This is a genomic window from Streptomyces sp. NPDC001222 (assembly GCF_042896945.1).
Taxonomy (GTDB): domain Bacteria; phylum Actinomycetota; class Actinomycetes; order Streptomycetales; family Streptomycetaceae; genus Streptomyces; species Streptomyces gibsoniae.
Genome location: NZ_JBIAXT010000067.1, coordinates 1 through 14,886, shown reverse-complemented (window position 1 = coordinate 14,886; position 14,886 = coordinate 1). Strand labels below are relative to the sequence as shown.

10 protein-coding genes and 4 pseudogenes are annotated in these 14,886 nt (G+C 68.3%); 8 read left to right on the top strand and 6 right to left on the bottom strand.

Annotated elements, in window-relative coordinates; all coding sequences use genetic code 11:
- Positions 1–124 precede the first annotated feature (124 nt).
- A pseudogene (locus tag ACFY2Z_RS40870) lies at positions 125–862 on the bottom strand (putative Ig domain-containing protein); the annotation flags it as partial.
- A gap of 1,148 nt (positions 863–2,010) precedes the next feature.
- On the opposite strand from ACFY2Z_RS40870, the pseudogene ACFY2Z_RS40865 reads away from it, so the two are divergent.
- The 5 genes and pseudogenes from ACFY2Z_RS40865 to ACFY2Z_RS40845 all read left to right on the top strand — a co-directional run.
- A pseudogene (locus tag ACFY2Z_RS40865) lies at positions 2,011–2,235 on the top strand (phosphotyrosine protein phosphatase); the annotation flags it as partial.
- A 45-nt stretch (positions 2,236–2,280) separates the two neighbouring features.
- Entirely contained in the window at positions 2,281–3,072 is a 792-nt protein-coding gene (locus ACFY2Z_RS40860; protein ID WP_390749065.1) for a heavy metal-responsive transcriptional regulator, read from the top strand.
- Positions 3,069–3,371, top strand: coding sequence for a hypothetical protein (locus tag ACFY2Z_RS40855; protein ID WP_390749064.1), 303 nt, complete (start codon positions 3,069–3,071; stop codon positions 3,369–3,371). The genes ACFY2Z_RS40860 and ACFY2Z_RS40855 overlap by 4 nt, the downstream gene beginning before the upstream one ends.
- A 138-nt stretch (positions 3,372–3,509) precedes the next feature.
- A pseudogene (locus ACFY2Z_RS40850) lies at positions 3,510–4,477 on the top strand (bile acid:sodium symporter).
- 238 nt (positions 4,478–4,715) lie between these two features.
- Positions 4,716–4,865 (top strand): hypothetical protein, encoded by a 150-nt coding sequence (locus ACFY2Z_RS40845; RefSeq protein ID WP_390749063.1) that lies wholly within the window; start codon positions 4,716–4,718, stop codon positions 4,863–4,865.
- Between the two features lie 337 nt (positions 4,866–5,202).
- Here ACFY2Z_RS40845 and ACFY2Z_RS40840 read toward each other — a convergent pair whose 3' ends face one another.
- Both ACFY2Z_RS40840 and ACFY2Z_RS40835 read right to left on the bottom strand, forming a co-directional pair.
- On the bottom strand, positions 5,203–6,222 hold the full coding sequence (locus tag ACFY2Z_RS40840; RefSeq protein WP_390749062.1) for a hypothetical protein: 1,020 nt from the start codon (positions 6,220–6,222) through the stop codon (positions 5,203–5,205).
- A 439-nt stretch (positions 6,223–6,661) separates the two neighbouring features.
- Positions 6,662–7,759, bottom strand: coding sequence for an IS110 family transposase (locus ACFY2Z_RS40835; protein ID WP_390749061.1), 1,098 nt, complete (start codon positions 7,757–7,759; stop codon positions 6,662–6,664).
- Between the two features lie 340 nt (positions 7,760–8,099).
- Here ACFY2Z_RS40835 and ACFY2Z_RS40830 point away from each other — a divergent pair, with 340 nt between their 5' ends.
- On the top strand, positions 8,100–9,134 hold the full coding sequence (locus ACFY2Z_RS40830; RefSeq protein ID WP_390749060.1) for an IS110 family transposase: 1,035 nt from the start codon (positions 8,100–8,102) through the stop codon (positions 9,132–9,134).
- Between the two features lie 907 nt (positions 9,135–10,041).
- Here ACFY2Z_RS40830 and ACFY2Z_RS40825 read toward each other — a convergent pair.
- Positions 10,042–12,504: a SpoIIE family protein phosphatase gene (locus ACFY2Z_RS40825; protein ID WP_390749059.1), complete on the bottom strand. Its 2,463-nt coding sequence runs from the start codon at positions 12,502–12,504 to the stop codon at positions 10,042–10,044.
- A 415-nt stretch (positions 12,505–12,919) separates the two neighbouring features.
- Between ACFY2Z_RS40825 and ACFY2Z_RS40820 the strand changes: the two genes are divergently transcribed.
- Positions 12,920–13,555 (top strand): TetR/AcrR family transcriptional regulator, encoded by a 636-nt coding sequence (locus ACFY2Z_RS40820; protein ID WP_390749058.1) that lies wholly within the window; start codon positions 12,920–12,922, stop codon positions 13,553–13,555.
- Positions 13,556–13,586: 31 nt separating this feature from the next.
- Here the strand turns inward: ACFY2Z_RS40820 and ACFY2Z_RS40815 are convergent.
- Together ACFY2Z_RS40815 and ACFY2Z_RS40810 are read right to left on the bottom strand one after the other, a co-directional pair.
- Positions 13,587–14,009, bottom strand: a pseudogene (locus ACFY2Z_RS40815) (cytochrome P450); the annotation flags it as partial.
- 86 nt (positions 14,010–14,095) lie between these two features.
- Positions 14,096–14,305 (bottom strand): ferredoxin, encoded by a 210-nt coding sequence (locus ACFY2Z_RS40810; RefSeq protein ID WP_390749066.1) that lies wholly within the window; start codon positions 14,303–14,305, stop codon positions 14,096–14,098.
- Between the two features lie 370 nt (positions 14,306–14,675).
- Between ACFY2Z_RS40810 and ACFY2Z_RS40805 the strand changes: the two genes are divergently transcribed.
- Positions 14,676–14,886, top strand: a 211-nt coding sequence (locus ACFY2Z_RS40805) for a hypothetical protein (protein ID WP_390749057.1), incomplete at its 3' end; no start/stop codon positions are given.

Here is a 14,886-nt window from a genome sequence, read left to right as displayed (position 1 = left end):
CAAGGAGGCCAATAGCCTCGGCCTGACGCTCCGCTTCGAACCGATCCAAGCCGCCTGACCTGGGCAGCGCACTTCATTTTCGTGTCAGACCCCGACGGAACACCGGGAGCCGACCAATTGAGGCTCAGGAGACGTTGACTGCGGTGTCGTCGATGACGAAGGAGGTCTGGTTGGTGTAGTCCTCGGTGCCGGTGAACTTCAGCGTGACGCTCTGGCCGGCGAAGCTGGACAGGTTGAAGGACTTCTGGACGTATCCGCCGGCCGCGTTCAGATTGGAGTACGTCGCCAGTGTGGTGGAGTTCGCCTGGACGGTGAGCTTGTCGTAGGCGGTGGTGGTGCTGGTCTCGGCGGTGTCGATGTGCAGGTAGAGGGAGAGGGTCGCCGTGCAGCCGGCCGGGATGGTCACCGACTGAGACAGGGTGTCGGTGTGGGTGGAGCCGTAGCCGTCCAGCCAGGCGTCCCAACTGCCGGTGTGCGGGGGCTCGGCCGAGGTGTTGCTGATGACGCCGGAACCCGTGGTCCACGGTGCGGCGGTGCCCGTCTCGAAACCCGGGTTGCCGATCAGCTGGGCGGGGGTGCAGTTGCCGCCACCCGCGGGATTCACCGTCCACGTGAAGGACGTGCTGCCAGAAGGGCCGGTGCTGTCGTGCGCGGTGACCGTGACACTGTACGTGCCAGCCGTCGTGGGCGTACCCGAGATCACCCCGCTGTTGGAGTTCTCCGACAGACCAGGCGGCAGGCCGGTCGCCGAATAACTTAGCGTCCCACCCGCGGTGTCGGTCGCGGAAATAGGCAGCGAGACCGCCGTACCGACCGTGCCGGACTGGCTGCCGGGGCTGGTGACCGTGACGCTGCCGCCCGTGCCGGTACCGAACTGCACGTCCAGCACGCTGTGCAGTTCGATGGCGTTGGGGGCGACCCCGGTCTGGCCGTGGTTGAAGTCGAAGAAGCCCACGCCGGTGAGGGTGACGGGCACGTTTGCCGTCTGGAAGCTACCGGTAGCCGTGTACTTCGCGTCGAACTCGCCGCGCGCCTTCTGGATGCTGGACAGCAGCGGGCTGCCGACGCCGACGCACGCAGAGTCCGGGATCTCGCCGATCATCGTGTGCCCGGAGCCGTCGCTGAGGACCAGGTGGTAATCGGAGTCGGCTTCGAGCTTGTACTGCGTCAGCGTCGCTTGAAGCCGGTAGACGGTGGTCTCCGTCGGCTTCACCCGGTTGTTGGCCGGGAGCGAGGACGGGGCGGGGAGCGCGTCGAGGGACGCGATGGTGGTCGAGGTGGTGGACTGTAGGTTGATCGACCCGGCATCGGCGTCGGTGCCGGTCTTCACCGACCACCGCTCCACACCGCAACTTCCCGTAGTGGCAGCGCTCTTGGCGACCACGTCCTCGTGTTCCTCGGCGTCGGGAGTTGAGTGATAGCGCGCTCCGGCGCTGCTGCTGGTGGCGGTCAGGGACAATACCGTCGCGAGCGTGGCGGCCAGGGTGGCCGCCAGGTAAATCCACCATCTGTTCTTCTTGAGCACGGAGATACTCCCGGAGGCGCGGGGGCGGTCCGGCAGCCCAGAGCCGTGGAACTTGGGGGCCGCCGGTGGGCATCTGTGCGTGTGCTGTGCGTGGTGGAACTGCCCTGAAGTGTGACGAGCCCCTGGTTGACACGCATAGACCCATCACGTAAACAACTGGCCGCGTACGGTCAAGAATTGGCCAGCCTGCGGCCTGGGTCGGAGGGACCTGCGAAGCGGCCCAGCATCCACTCGCTGCGCAAACTGCCCGACGGACGGTTCACCACCCGTCTGTGACCTGACCTGCCGCCCGATGCTGCACGGCGCGCGCGGGCGTAACCACGGTGCCCCGGGCAGCCGTTAGATTTGTACGACGAAAACCAATGCACGCGCCGAGGGCACCTACTCAAGGCGGGGCGAAGGCGACCCTCGCAGTCTGATGACCGCTGTGCGTCTATGCGCAGGTTGGAAACTCCTGCCATGGACCTGATGGAGATGCCTCTCCCTCCGAGGCGGTGCAGGCGTCTGACGTGGTCATCACCATGGGCTGCGGGGACACCTGCCTCGTCTTCCCGGGCAAGCGGTACCTCGACTGGCAGCTGGATGACCCGGCCGGCCAGGGCGTCGGCGCTGTCCGCCCGATCCGGGACGAGATCGAGCAGCGCGTACGCGGCCTGCTCGGTGAGCTCGGCCTCCCAGCCACGGCTGACGGCCGCCGGACCGGCCGTTAGTGAGGCTTGACCTTCGAGTCGGGTTGAAGGTTTACCGTCGGCGGTGTGACGACCTACCGCATCTCACAGCTGGCCGAGCGATCCGGTCTCCCGGCCACGACACTGCGTTTCTACGAGAGCGCCGGACTGCTGCCGGCTGGGCGCACCGCCTCCGGATACCGCGTCTATGGCGAGGACGCGGTGGAGCGGCTGGCTTTCATCTCTTCGGCGAAACTGCTGGGCCTGGCGCTGGAGGAGATCCGCGACCTGCTGGAGATCCGCCAGGCGGGCGTGTGCGCCTCGGTACGGGCCCGGATGCTGCCGCTGATCGCCGACCGGATCGCGGACACCGACGGCCGGATCGCCGAGCTGCTCGCCTTCTCCGCCCACCTGGCTGCAGTCCACATCGAGTTGTCCGGCCCGGCGCCCGATGGCGCATGCGGCCCGGACTGCGACTGCACCACGACCAGCACCCCGCAGGCCGGGCCAGTGCTGGTAACGCTCTCACCGACCCGCCCCGCTGCCGACCGGACGGTAGGCCCGGATCCGGAGGAGTGGCGGGATGCCCCGGTCGCCTGCACCCTCGGCGGCGCCGAGCTCGGCGAGCGAACCGAGCAGTGGCGCGCGCTGGTGGAGAAGGCCGAACAGCGCGAGGAGATCACCGACGGGCTGCGGCTGTCCTTCCCGCCGGACGTCGAGCTCGCCGGACGGCTCGCGGCGCTTGCCGCGGCCGAACAAGGCTGCTGCGCGTTCTTCGACTTCACCTTGCACCTGACCCCCAGCGCCATCCAGTTGAACGTGCGAGCACCCGAGAACGCCGCCGGGATGCTGGCCCATCTCTTCGGAGCACCCGCATGAGCCCGTCGTCCTCCCGCCCGTTCCGCACCTGGGGCACCCTCGGCGCCGGCGCGGCCGCCCTGGCCGCCTGCGCGGTGTGCTGCGTGGGCCCCCTCCTGGCGGTGCTCGGCGGCATCGGCGTCACCTCGGCGATCGGGGCCCTGTGGATGCCCGCCCTCGCGGTGCCTGCCGTGGCCGCCGGAGTGGGATTCTTCGTCGTGCGCCGACGTCGCGCGGTGTGCCGCACCACCCCGGCCCGCGCCGATCTCGGCATGCCCAGCGTCGGTCCGCCGCCCAAGGACAGCGCACCGATGCACTGAGGACTACAGATGCCGCCGGTGTCCGCGCCGGCGGGAGGGCCTGTGTGGATGCGCATGCGGCTGCCGCCGGGCAGCCGGTACGAGGGCGAAGGAGCAGTCCGGGTGCCTGAGCAGGGGCTGCAGGGCCTGGTCGAACGGATGGAACACCACCAGGTCGCGATCTACCTCGCGGCGATGGCCGCCGGAGGACTGCTGGGTCGGCTCGCCCCGGACGCCGGCCCAGGGCTGGAGCACGCCATCAACCCCGTCCTCGGCGCCCTGCTGTTCGTCACCTTCCTCCAGGTCCCGGCCGCCGAACTGGTCTGCTCGCTGCGCGACGGCCGGTTCCTGACCGCGGCGCTGGTGGTGAACTTCGTAGTGGTGCCGCTGGTCGTCGCCGGGATGATCGCCTTGCTGCCCGCCGACCAAGCCGTCCGGCTCGGGTGCTACTGGTGCTGCTGTGTCCGTGCGTGGACTACGTGATCGTCTTCTCCAGGCTGGCCGGCGGATCCAGCCGCCGCCTGCTGGCCGCCACCCCGCTCCTCCTCGTCGCGCAGATGCTGCTGCCGGGGTTCCTGTATCTCTTCATGGGCCCGGGCCTTGCCGACATCGTCGAGATCGGCCCGTTCCTCGAAGCCTTCCTCGCCCTGATCGTCATCCCGCTCGCGCTCGCCTGGGCCCTGCAGGCGTGGGCCGTGCGCCACCCGGCCGGGCAGAAGGTCTCCGACGCGGCGACGACCACGATGGTGCCGCTGATGGCCGCGACCCTGCTGAGCGTGGTCGCCTCCCAGGTCCCTAAGCTCGGCGACAGCCTGAGCGACGTCGCGTCGTTTGTCCCTTTCTACGTGCTGTTCCTGGTCGTGATGGCCTTCGCCGGGAAGGCCATCACCCGGCTCTTCCATCTGGACACCGGTGCCGGACGGGCCATCGTCTTCACCGGCGGGACCCGCAACTCCCTGGTCGTGCTGCCCCTGGACCTCGCCCTGCCTGATCCGCTCGCGGTGGCTGCGGTCGTCGTCGTCACCCAAATCCTCGTCGAGGTCCTCGGCATGGCCGCCTTCGTCCGGCTCATCCCACGCCTGATCCCGGCTGACCAGCGCACGCAGGACGCACCCGTCGCGCCCTGAGACGCGGCCAGCAGTGAACGGCGTCATCACCCGCCGCCGCGGCCCGCCGGCCCGGGCGCCGCCGCCTCCGCCGAGCTGGCTCCTCGCACCCGCAGCCAGGCGGGCTCGCTCCCCCTGATGATCGCCACCGGCATCGGCCTGCACAACTTCGCCGAGGGCCTGGCCATCGGTAACTCCGCCACCCAGGGACGCCCGTGACACCCGCTGTTGGCTGCGGGCTGTCATGGCGGGGTGGGCCGTGTCAAAGGACAGCGCGGAGTCGGCGGTCCTGCTGCTGAGTGAACTGGTCAGCAATGCCGTTCTGCGCGCCCGGAACACCTGGCGCGTTCTGGTCACCGCCCAGTTGCGGTGTGGCCTGCTGGAGTGCGAGGTCGAGGACCCGAGCTGAGGACCCGGGCGCACCGAACACAATGCGGCAGAGGGCGGCGCACCAACCCGTCTCGAGCTGGTCGGTGGTGAGGCCGCACCCCTGCGGGGCAGCCTGACGCCGGACACCGCCGTCGAGGATCCTACTGAGTCCGGCCGAAGGATACCCCTGCTGAACGCGCTCGCCGGCGCGCGAGGCGTCCGCCACCACGGCCGGGGAAAGAGCGTCTGGTTCGTGCTGCCGACCCGCCCCAACTCCGTCGCCGCGGTCGCGGCCAGGCCCCCTGGCAGCTTTGCTGACGGCCGTATCCCCGGCCACGTCGGCCGGTCCGCCTGAGGCCGCAGGCCCCGAACGAGCATCAGAATGACGCTTTCGCGGTACCACCGGATGGCGTCGCACCCGGCAGCACACTTACGGGAAGCGGCAGGTTGGTCACCACGAACTGGTTCAAAATGTCGTCGCGATCCATGAACATGATCTGGCTACGCTTCGCCGCGTCCAACGCGTTGCCCAGCCAGTTGCGTGCAGCCTTGGTGATCTCCCCGCCGGCCACGATGAACGCATGGTCGACGAGGACGCGCCGGTTGGTCTCGGGGTCGAAGATCTCGTGCGCCAGCATCATCAGAGCCTGATTGTGGATCTCAGCGATGTTGGCATTGCCCGCCCTGGACTTTCCGGTGGCGTCCAGTTTCCCGCGCTTCACCTGGATGCCGAAGTACAGGAAGTGCTGGGTCGGCAGGGTGTCACGCATCCAGATGTCCTTGCCGTACTCCAGCGCCTTGTCCCGGTGACCGGCTGCAGTGATCCGGTGGAAGCCCAGTTGACGGAAGAGTGGCAGCAGCACCTCCTCAATGAGTGCATCCTCGCTGCACGTGTCCAGGAACGCAGCAAGTGCTGTACGCCGCTGCATCTCAGCGGCGGTCAGAGGACGATGCGGGTTCTTGGCCAACATCGAGACAGTGTTCGTTCCGATGTGCCGCAGGTAGCAGTGCTTATCCTCCCCGTAGAAGGCTTCGAACCCTTCCCGGGCAAGCGCATTGTTCAGCAAGCGCAGGGCATTGGGCCGGTCGAGACCCTCATTGAGGGCATCCGCCGGACTCATCAGGTGGTCGATCACCCTGCAGAAGGACTCCGGTGGGTGTGAAGGCCCCTCGTGCGGCTCCGCCAACAATTGTTCCAGCACTCCAGCGACCCAGCGGTGCCGCGTCGAACCGTCGTGCTCGAATTCCATGTCGAGTTCCGCGAAGAACTCGGTGATGTAGCTGCTCGAGCGATACGGGAAATATGCAGGCTCGGCCTCAGCTTGAGGATCTGCCGCACCGAGGTTTCCGCAAATGAGGTCGCCGAGCATTTCTAGCGTTCGCTTTCTGAACTTCACGACGCCCTCCCCAGAGCCGCTCCCCCAGCCACCGCGTGCGGACTATTGTGCCCTGTCACCGCAGAACGTCCGGCACGTACGACCAAGCCCGGTTTCGTCACGGGTGCAGCATCAACGGTGGCCACGACGTCACACATCCACCGACTGTCGGCATACCGCCGAGCCCGCCCGAGCAGTGCACACCGCGCCTCACGGATGATCCCTGTCTTGCTGGCTGCGATCGCAAATCCAGCGTCGCCGAGCGCATCGCAGGAACACCAACTGCATGAGGAGCCGAGCGCGTCATGCGCGCAAGCACAGTCGAGCTCGAGACGAAGCCCCACCGGAGTGCTCCGGTGGGGCTTCGTCTCGTGGCTCCGGGCAGAGGCCCCGCCAGCATGCTCCCCGGCGCGGCATTGCCCTATCACCGCCCTGTCACAGGCGCTGTCACAGGACGCCCCTATAACGTAGGGGTGCGGAGGACCGGTCTGACCAGGTTGAAGACCTCGCGGGCTGCGTATCGCTTGAGGCATCGGATGATCTCGCGTCGGGTCTTGCCCTCCTGCGTGCGGCGTTCGTAGTACGCCTGGGTACGGGGGTCGTGGCGTAGGCGGGTGAACACAATGCGGTGCAGGGCAGCGTTGGCCTGCCGGTCGCCGCCGTAGTTGAGCCGACGCGTGCTCCGACGGCCCGACGAATACTCGACGGGGCTGACCCCACATAGAGCGGCGAAGGACGCCTCAGTGTTCAGCCGCTCGGGGTTGTCCCCCATGGTGATCAGCAAGGTGACTGCGCTGTCCGGGCCGATGCCCACCGGTACGAGTAGCTGTGGGGCGTGGTGTTCGACGAGCTGGGTCAGGCGTTGGTTCAGCTCATCGATCTGCCCGGTGAGCTGTTCGATGCGCTCGGCGAGCATTCTCAGGGTCATGTGGGTGGCCTGGGCCACCGCGTTCTCGCCGTCCTCGCCGTCGCCTGGCCCGAGGCGTGTGCAGGTGCGGAACAGCTCGCGGTTGCCCAGGCTGGAAAGTCGTTCCCGCAGTGCGGGATCGGCGATGACCAGGACGGCTTTGAGCTGGTTGATCGCCTGGGTACGGGCCTTGACCGCGGAGTCCTTGGCGAGCTTGAAGATCCGGGCGCTGTGCACCGGACCGTCGCCGGACTTGGCCCGGGCCCGGGCGCGGCCACTGAGCACGGCTCGCGCGGCGGCCTGAGCGTCAAGCGGATCCGACTTCCCCAGCAGCCGGCGGGCCGAGCGGTCGGGCCGGTTCACTTCGAAGACCTGAATCTGCTGGGCCAGCAGGTAGCGGGACAGGCCCGCGCCGAAGGTGCCGGTGCCCTCCACACCGGCACGGCGCACCGTACCCCGCTTGCGGGCCCACACGAGCAACCGCCGGTAGCCGGCCGCCGTCGCCGGAAAGGACTCCGTTCCCAGGATCTTCCCGAGCGGGGAGATCACGGCGGCAACATGCACCTCGCCGTGCGTGTCCACGCCCAGTACGACCTCGCGCCGAACGGGCGGATCCGTGCTCGAGGAGGTGCTGTGCTGTCGGGTCGTCATGATGGTTCGCCTCCGACGTGGGTGACGTGCTGGCTGGGGTGGATGGCACCGGCCTGCTCGGGCGGTCTGAACCGTGATGGCGCCTGAAGATCGGCAAGGCCCCTGACTTGTTGAATCGAGCCCAGATGCTCGGTCTGCAGCCGTAGCGTCCAGGGTGTCGGTCGGCACGGGCCCGCAGTGCCCCTTGCCGCCCTCGGGCTGGCTCACCAATAGCGTGCCGTCGCCGGCCGACACCCGCGCGGTGTGGCTCGACAGAGGCATGAAGGTGACACGGTGACTTCAAGTCAGGGTGCCCACCGCACTCCCCTTCCTGACTCATCGAGTGCGAGGGCAGCAGCCTGTGATCCTGATCGGTGTCGATCCCCATAAGTCGTCCCACACCGCCGTCGCAGTTGACGCCGCAGGCCATCAGGTGGCCCAGCGCCGGTTCGTCGTCAATGCCGGAACCTTCCGCCAGCTGATGGGCTGGTGCGAGCAGTGGCCCGACCGTCGTTTCGCGATCGAGGGTGCCGGCGGCCTGGGCCGCTCGCTCGCCCAGCAGCTGGCCGCCGCGGGCGAGAACGTGGTCGACGTGCCCTCCACCCTGTCGGCCCGGGCCCGGCTGCTGGCCACCGGAGGAGACCGCAAGACCGACGCCAAGGACGCTCTCCACGTCGCCCAGGTCGCCCTCTTCCGCCCCGACCTGCGTCCTGTGACTCGGGAGGACCAGACGACCATCCTGCGGCTGCTGACCGAGCGTCGAGACGACCTGGTCCACGAGCGCACCCGCGTCCTCAACCGACTCCACGCCGTCCTGCGTGATCTCCTGCCCGGCGGTGCCCCCACCGCGCTGTCGGCCGACAAGGCTGCCGCTTTGATGAAGGGGATCCGGCCGCTCACGGCCACCGACAACTGCCGCCGGGACATAGCCCGTGACCTGCTGGCCGACCTGCGCAGACTGGACCGGCAGGTCAAGGACAACGAAGCGGAGATGCGCGAAGCCGTCGCCGCGACTCGCACCACGCTCACCGCCCTGCCGGGCCTGGGCACCGTGCTGGCCGCGAAGGTCATCGGTCACATCGGGGACATCAGTCGGTTCCCCACCGAGCACCACTTCGCCAGCTACACCGGCAGCGCACCCCTGGACGCCTCCAGTGGCAACAACGTCCGCCACCGGCTCAACGCCGGCGGCAACCGCGCGCTGAACTCTGTGTTGCACACGATCGCCGTCTGCCAGATCCGCGGCGGCGGGCGCGGGCAGGACTACTACCTCCGCAAGATCAGTGAGGGGAAGACACCTTCGGAAGCCCGAAGGGCCCTCAAACGACGTCTGTCCAACGTGGTCTACCGGATCATGAAACGAGACCACCGGAACCACCTTGCTCAAGCCGCTTGACACACAGAGGCGCTATTGGGACACGCCCTGTGGCTCGGTACCAGCAGTCGCCATCCCGCAACGACAGTCGACAAGCCTGTGACTGGACACTTCGGTCATAGATCTCATGAGTCAGACCCCCGTCCGGGACGGCACTGCGCCACCGTCCCATCGATTCCGGCACAACGGCGTGACTCGATCACTGCCGGATGGCTTCGAACGAACCGGCGCTCAACCTGGCCTGGACCGGCTGACAGTACGTTGACTCTTCGTCCACTCGTGACCGACCTTGACGGACAGCCGTGTGGTCCGCCATCCCGGCAGTCCTTCGTCGGCCATGGCAGGAACGCCCTCAGACCCTCCCTTGTAAGCCGCTGGCCACAAATCCTGTAGGCACTGCGCGAGATCCTCGCCGGCTTCCCCTCGACTCGGCCACGAGGTGGATGCCTAGGCGGTCCCGGCCGAACTTCACGACGAGTGGCCGGTCTTCGATACCTCTCCGAAGGCTCCATGGCCGACTCCTCAATCCGAAACCCACTGAGGACGGTGGACCGTGCGATGAGGCAACGCTCAGGACCTGGCAAGTCGCCTCATCACCACGGCTGCGGCCACTGCGGCGAAGAGCAGGGCCGCACGGGGCGGCCGTGGACGTCATCGGCGTGGAACCCCGTCAGATCCTCTGCTGTCCCGGTCCGCCCCACCACCACGCCTCGGTCGTCCAGCACCGCGACTGCCGGCCGTCCAGGGCGGACATCCCGGCCAGGACCGGCACCAAAGACAACTCGTAGCTGCTTGGGAGGCGCCTACCGAGTCGGCGTCTTCACCATTCACTGGGTGATCCATAACGCTGGCTTCCTGGTAAGAGCCCTGCGGCTACGAGAGACCGACACGCGCGGACGACCCCTGGCGCGCGCGGCTCGCCGACGGGTCACAGGGCACCGGCCCTGGCGGGCAGGTCCTGTTCGGCCCAGACGACCTTGCCGTCCGTTGCGCAGCGGGAGCCCCACCGGCGCGAGAGCTGGGCGACCAGGTGGAGGCCGCGGCCGTGCTCGTCGAGATCGCCGGGATGGCGGGGGCGTGGCTGGCCGGTGTTGCTGTCGAAGACCTCGCACGTCAGCACTCGGTGCTGGATGAGCCGTAGGCGGCTGGGTCCGCCACCGTGGCGGATGGCGTTGGTGACCAGTTCGCTGACGATCGATTCCACGGGCGTCACGAGCGGCTCCAGTCCCCATTCCCTGAGCTGACGGGCGGCCAGGTGCCGGGCTGTGGTGACGGTGACCGGTTCGTTCGGCAGGTCCCAGGAGGCGACCTGGGTGGGCTCGAGCGCGCGGGTCCGGGCAAGGAGCAAGGTGACATCGTCGGCCGGCGTGTGACTCCGCAAGGTCTCCATCACTCGCGAGCACATGTCCTCCGGGGATGCGCCCGGCTGTGCCAGGGCGGCGCCCAGGCGGCGCAGGCCGGTGTCGATGTCCTCGTCCCGGGACTCGACCAGGCCGTCGGAGTAGAGGGCGAGCACGCTTCCTTCGGGCAGTTCCAGTTCCACGGACTCGAAGGGGACCAGGCCGAGGCCGAGGCCGAGCGGGGCTCCGGCGGGCAGGTCGGGGACGGTGACCCGGCCCTGTGCGTCGACGATCAGGGGCGGTGGATGCCCGGCCCGCGCCATGGTGCACCGCCGGGTGACCGGGTCGTAGACGGCGTACAGACAGGTGGCGCCCACCACCGCGGGGGCCTGGTCGGTGTCGTCGGCGTCCTCGTCGTTCAGTCGCCGGACCGTGTCGTCGAGGTGCGTCAGCAGTTCGTCGGGGGGCAGGTCGAGGTCCGCGAGCGTGCGCACGGCGGTGCGTAGCCTGCCCATGGTCGCCGCGGCGTTGAGGCCGTGTCCGACCACATCGCCGACGACGAGGGCCACCCGGGCGCCGGACAGCTCGATCACGTCGAACCAGTCACCGCCCACGCCGTGGTCCATGTCGGCGGGGACATAGCGCGAGGCGACCTCGACGGCGGCACCGACCTGCACTCGATGGGGAAGCAGGTCGCGTTGCAGGGTGAGGGCCGCGGTGCGCTCGCGCGCATACCGCAGGGCGTTGTCCAGGCTGAGCGCGGTCCGGGTGACGAGCTCCTCGGCGAGGAGCAGGTCGTCCTCCTGGAACGGCGTTTGTTCCTCGGAGCGGCCGAACAGCGCCAGTCCCAGCACGCAGCGCCGCGCACGGATGGGCACGACCAGCAAGGAGTGGACGCCGCTGTCCCGCACCTTCTGCGCCCGCACCGGGTCGTGGTCGACCCACGGACCGGCCTGGGTGTCGAGCACCGGCTCCAGGTGAGACCTGCCCGTGCGCAGGGCGACGGCGAACGATGAGCTCGGGTGGGTGTGGATCACCTCTTCCCGCACCCACGGCAACTCCAGGAGTCCCAGGTCGATGGAGGCCACGCCGGCACGCCGCAGCAGCGGCGGGCGGCCGCTCGTCGTGCCGATCCGTGCCGAGGGTTCCACGCCAAAGGGAACCGACTCGACCAGATCGACGAGGGCGTGGTCGGCCAGCAGGGGCACGGCGAGCTCGGCCAGTTCCTGCCCGGTCTGCATGACGTCGAGGGTGCTGCCGATGCGCGTACTCGCCTCGCTGAGGATGGCAAGGCGTTCGCGCGCCCGCCGGTTCCCGGTGACATCCACGGTCATGGAGCACACTCCCATTGCCGTGCCGTCCGCGTCCTGGAGGCAGAAGAACGAGGCCGAGAACGCATGTTCACGGCGCCCGTCCGACAGCGGCCACGCCCGGTATTCGTGGACCATGGTGGTACCGCTCTGCAGCACCTGCTGCATCACCACCTCGAGCGCTTCGGCCTCCACGGCGGGCAGCGAGTCCTTCAGACGGCGTCCGAAGCGCCGGTCACGGGGAATGCCGTCGTGGCGCTCCATGGCGTCGTTCACCCAGGTACAGCGCAACTGTGGGTCATACACCACGATGCCGATCGGTGCATGGGCAAGGAGCGACTCCCGCACCGGTCCGTTGGCAGGCTCCGAGGACAGGGCGCCTATGTCGGTCACGGATACCAGCCACCGGGTGTCGGCGTCCTGTCCCCACAACAGCGAGACCCGCAGCGACATCTTGAGCGTGTGGCCGTCGCGGTGGCGGACCGCGGCGGTGCCGGACCAGCCACTTTGGGCACGGCGCTGCTCGGCGGACAGCGAAGCCATTCGGGCCTCCTCAGGGGGCGGTAGCACGTGCGCGGCGGATCGGCCCACCACTTCCGCAGCCGAGTACCCGACAAGTCGCTCAGCGGCCTGCGTCCACGCCGCCACCGTCCCGTCCGCATTGATCACCGCTATCGCCGAGTCCGGTATCTCGCCGGGGCTCACCGGCTTGGCGAGTGGCGTGTGGTCGGTATGCGTCATCGTGGTTGATCCCCTTCAGTTCGGAGGTGAGGGAGTGCCGGCATGCGGGCGCGGCCGCCCGGTCTGTAGCCGTGGTGGACGGTGATGGGCAGGAGGCGGAGACCCCGGGCGGAGCGGGAGCCTTGCGGTGCAGCGGGCGACCTCCGCCGCTGCCCCGTGACCCGCAGCCCGGCATCCGTCACCTTTGCACCATTTTGCCCACTTCTGATGAAATAGTCAGATACGATCGATTCATCGTCAAGGCCCCGAAACTGATCGTTCAATCAAATGTGGCCATGCAGTGCGACGGGGGAGGCGAGGCGGCCTCTGTCGCCGCTGCAATCGCTGGCCCCTGGGCGGCGAGGTTCAGGCTGGACAATTCGCAGCGGAAACGCGATGATGAATTCATCAGAACTGGTGACCTTGCGTGCGGTGTATGCCGATGTCAGCCTCACCCAGGAATCGTTTCGAACGCCGTCGGGCCGAGACCCGGCAGGCACTCGTCCGCGCCGCGCGGCAGCTCCTGGGCGATTCGGGCGATACGAGCGCCAGCATCCGGACCATCGCGGAGCTCGCCGACGTGGGCTTCGGCTCGTTCTACAACCACTTCACGTCCAAGCCGGACCTGTTCGACGCAGCCGTGGCCGATGCCCTGGAGGAGTTCGCCCGAGCCGTCGACAAACATCTGTACGGCGTCGACGACCCCGCCGAGCGCCTCGCCGCCGCTACGCGGCTCAGCGCACGCATGGCCAGCTCACACCCGGAGATCATGCGGATTCTCTGCCACAGCGAGCTCGGCCGCATATGCGCCGGCTGCGGACTGGCTCCGCGCGCGAGACACGACGTGGAGCAGGGCATGACTTCTGGCCGCTTCACCGTGGTCGACCCGATGATCGCCTTGACCGTGCTGAACGGCAGCCTGCTGGCGCTCCTGCAGCTCTGGTCCCATCAGCCCGAGGCCGACAGGGATCATGCAGCCGCAAAGATGGCCGAGATGCTCCTGCACATGCTTGGCGTCTCCGCGGACGAGGCCCGTGACCTCGCCCGGCGGCCCCTTCCCGCTGCGGCGTGAAGACGATGTGCTGTCTGCCGACGACGCGGCTTCACAATTGGATGGACAGGCGGCAGGGGCCGCGGAGCATGGCGTTCTGGCGGTAGAGGCGGGTCCTCGACCAGGCGGGCGCTGCCGAGGTGGGGAAGCAGCGCGCTGAGCGCGATGTATGCCTCGATCCGGGCCAGGGGTCCGCCGTAGCAGAGGTGGATACCGCTGCCGAAGCCGAGGTGTTGGTGCCTGGGCGGGTGGGGTCGAACCGGTCGGGCTCGTGGAACCGCATGGGGTCGCGGTCGCCTGATGCCAGCACCAGAATGACGGACGCGTGTTGCGGGATCTTGGTGCCGGCGACGTCGATATCGGCGTGCGGAATGCGCTCGCGCATGTGGACCGGGGGCTCGTTACGCAGCAGTTCCTCCACTGCTCGCGGCAGCAGTTCGGGGTCGCTGCGCAGCCGGTCCAACTGCTCGGGATGCGGTGAAGCCCTCCTCGCGCAGCGCCTCCGCGGCTCTCAACCCGGCCAGCGACGCGCCGACGATCACGATACGGCCGTCTTTCAGGTCACCGGGCACCGGTGCTCACCTCTTCCCCGAGGAGGATCGCCTGCACCGGGCACGCCGCCGCGGCCTGACGTACCCGCTCCACCTGGTCGTCCGGGACGGCCGTGGCGTACAGCAGCCCCTCCTCCCCGTGCAGCTCGAACACCTCAGGGGCGAGGAACACGCACTGCGCATACCCCTGACAGCGTGTGAGGGCGACAACGGTCCGCATCTCCACCACTTCTTCCTCCGCTGTCACACCCCCCTCCTCTCCAGCATGAGGCCAGAGCTGAGTGCCTACATGCCTGTGATGGAGAGCTGGTATTCGGGCCGGCAGGGTGAGGGGGAAGGAGACGAACTCCCGGCAACCACCTTCCAGTTGCTGAGAAGCGTGCAGGTACATCCCTTCGGTCAGGTGGTCCGAGTGACCCGAGTCACTGTCACCGCCGCCCCATTTCCATACGTCGTATGGTTATCCTGGCAGGGCGATTCCATACAACGTACGGAACTGCTGGACGGACAACGCCACACAACGCCAGGCGCTACACATCGCCTGCAAAAGCAGCCGTTGGCGCAGATCGCACCAACCGGAAGGAAAGATCATGAAGAAGCTCACGAAGCGGATTGCTGTCGCCGTTTCCTCCGTGGCGGTCGCGGGTGTCGCCGTTGTCGGTGCCGGGGGCACCGCTTCGGCCGCGACTCCCGCCTCCGTACACGCCCAGCGGTCGGCCGAGGTCAACCCCGCCGACTACCGCTGGGACCACGGCGTGGGCTACCTGATTGAGCAGGGCTACTGCTGGGACGGAAAGCGTG

Excerpts from the sequence above, each read along its gene's own strand:
- ACFY2Z_RS40855 (WP_390749064.1), top strand. The coding sequence starts at position 3,069 with ATGAGCCCGTCGTCCTCCCGCCCGTTCCGCACCTGGGGCACCCTCGGC.
- ACFY2Z_RS40835 (WP_390749061.1), bottom strand. The coding sequence starts at position 7,759 with ATGACGACCCGACAGCACAGCACCTCCTCGAGCACGGATCCGCCCGTT.
- ACFY2Z_RS40825 (WP_390749059.1), bottom strand. The coding sequence starts at position 12,504 with ATGACGCATACCGACCACACGCCACTCGCCAAGCCGGTGAGCCCCGGC.
- ACFY2Z_RS40820 (WP_390749058.1), top strand. The coding sequence starts at position 12,920 with ATGCCGATGTCAGCCTCACCCAGGAATCGTTTCGAACGCCGTCGGGCC.
- ACFY2Z_RS40810 (WP_390749066.1), bottom strand. The coding sequence starts at position 14,305 with ATGCGGACCGTTGTCGCCCTCACACGCTGTCAGGGGTATGCGCAGTGC.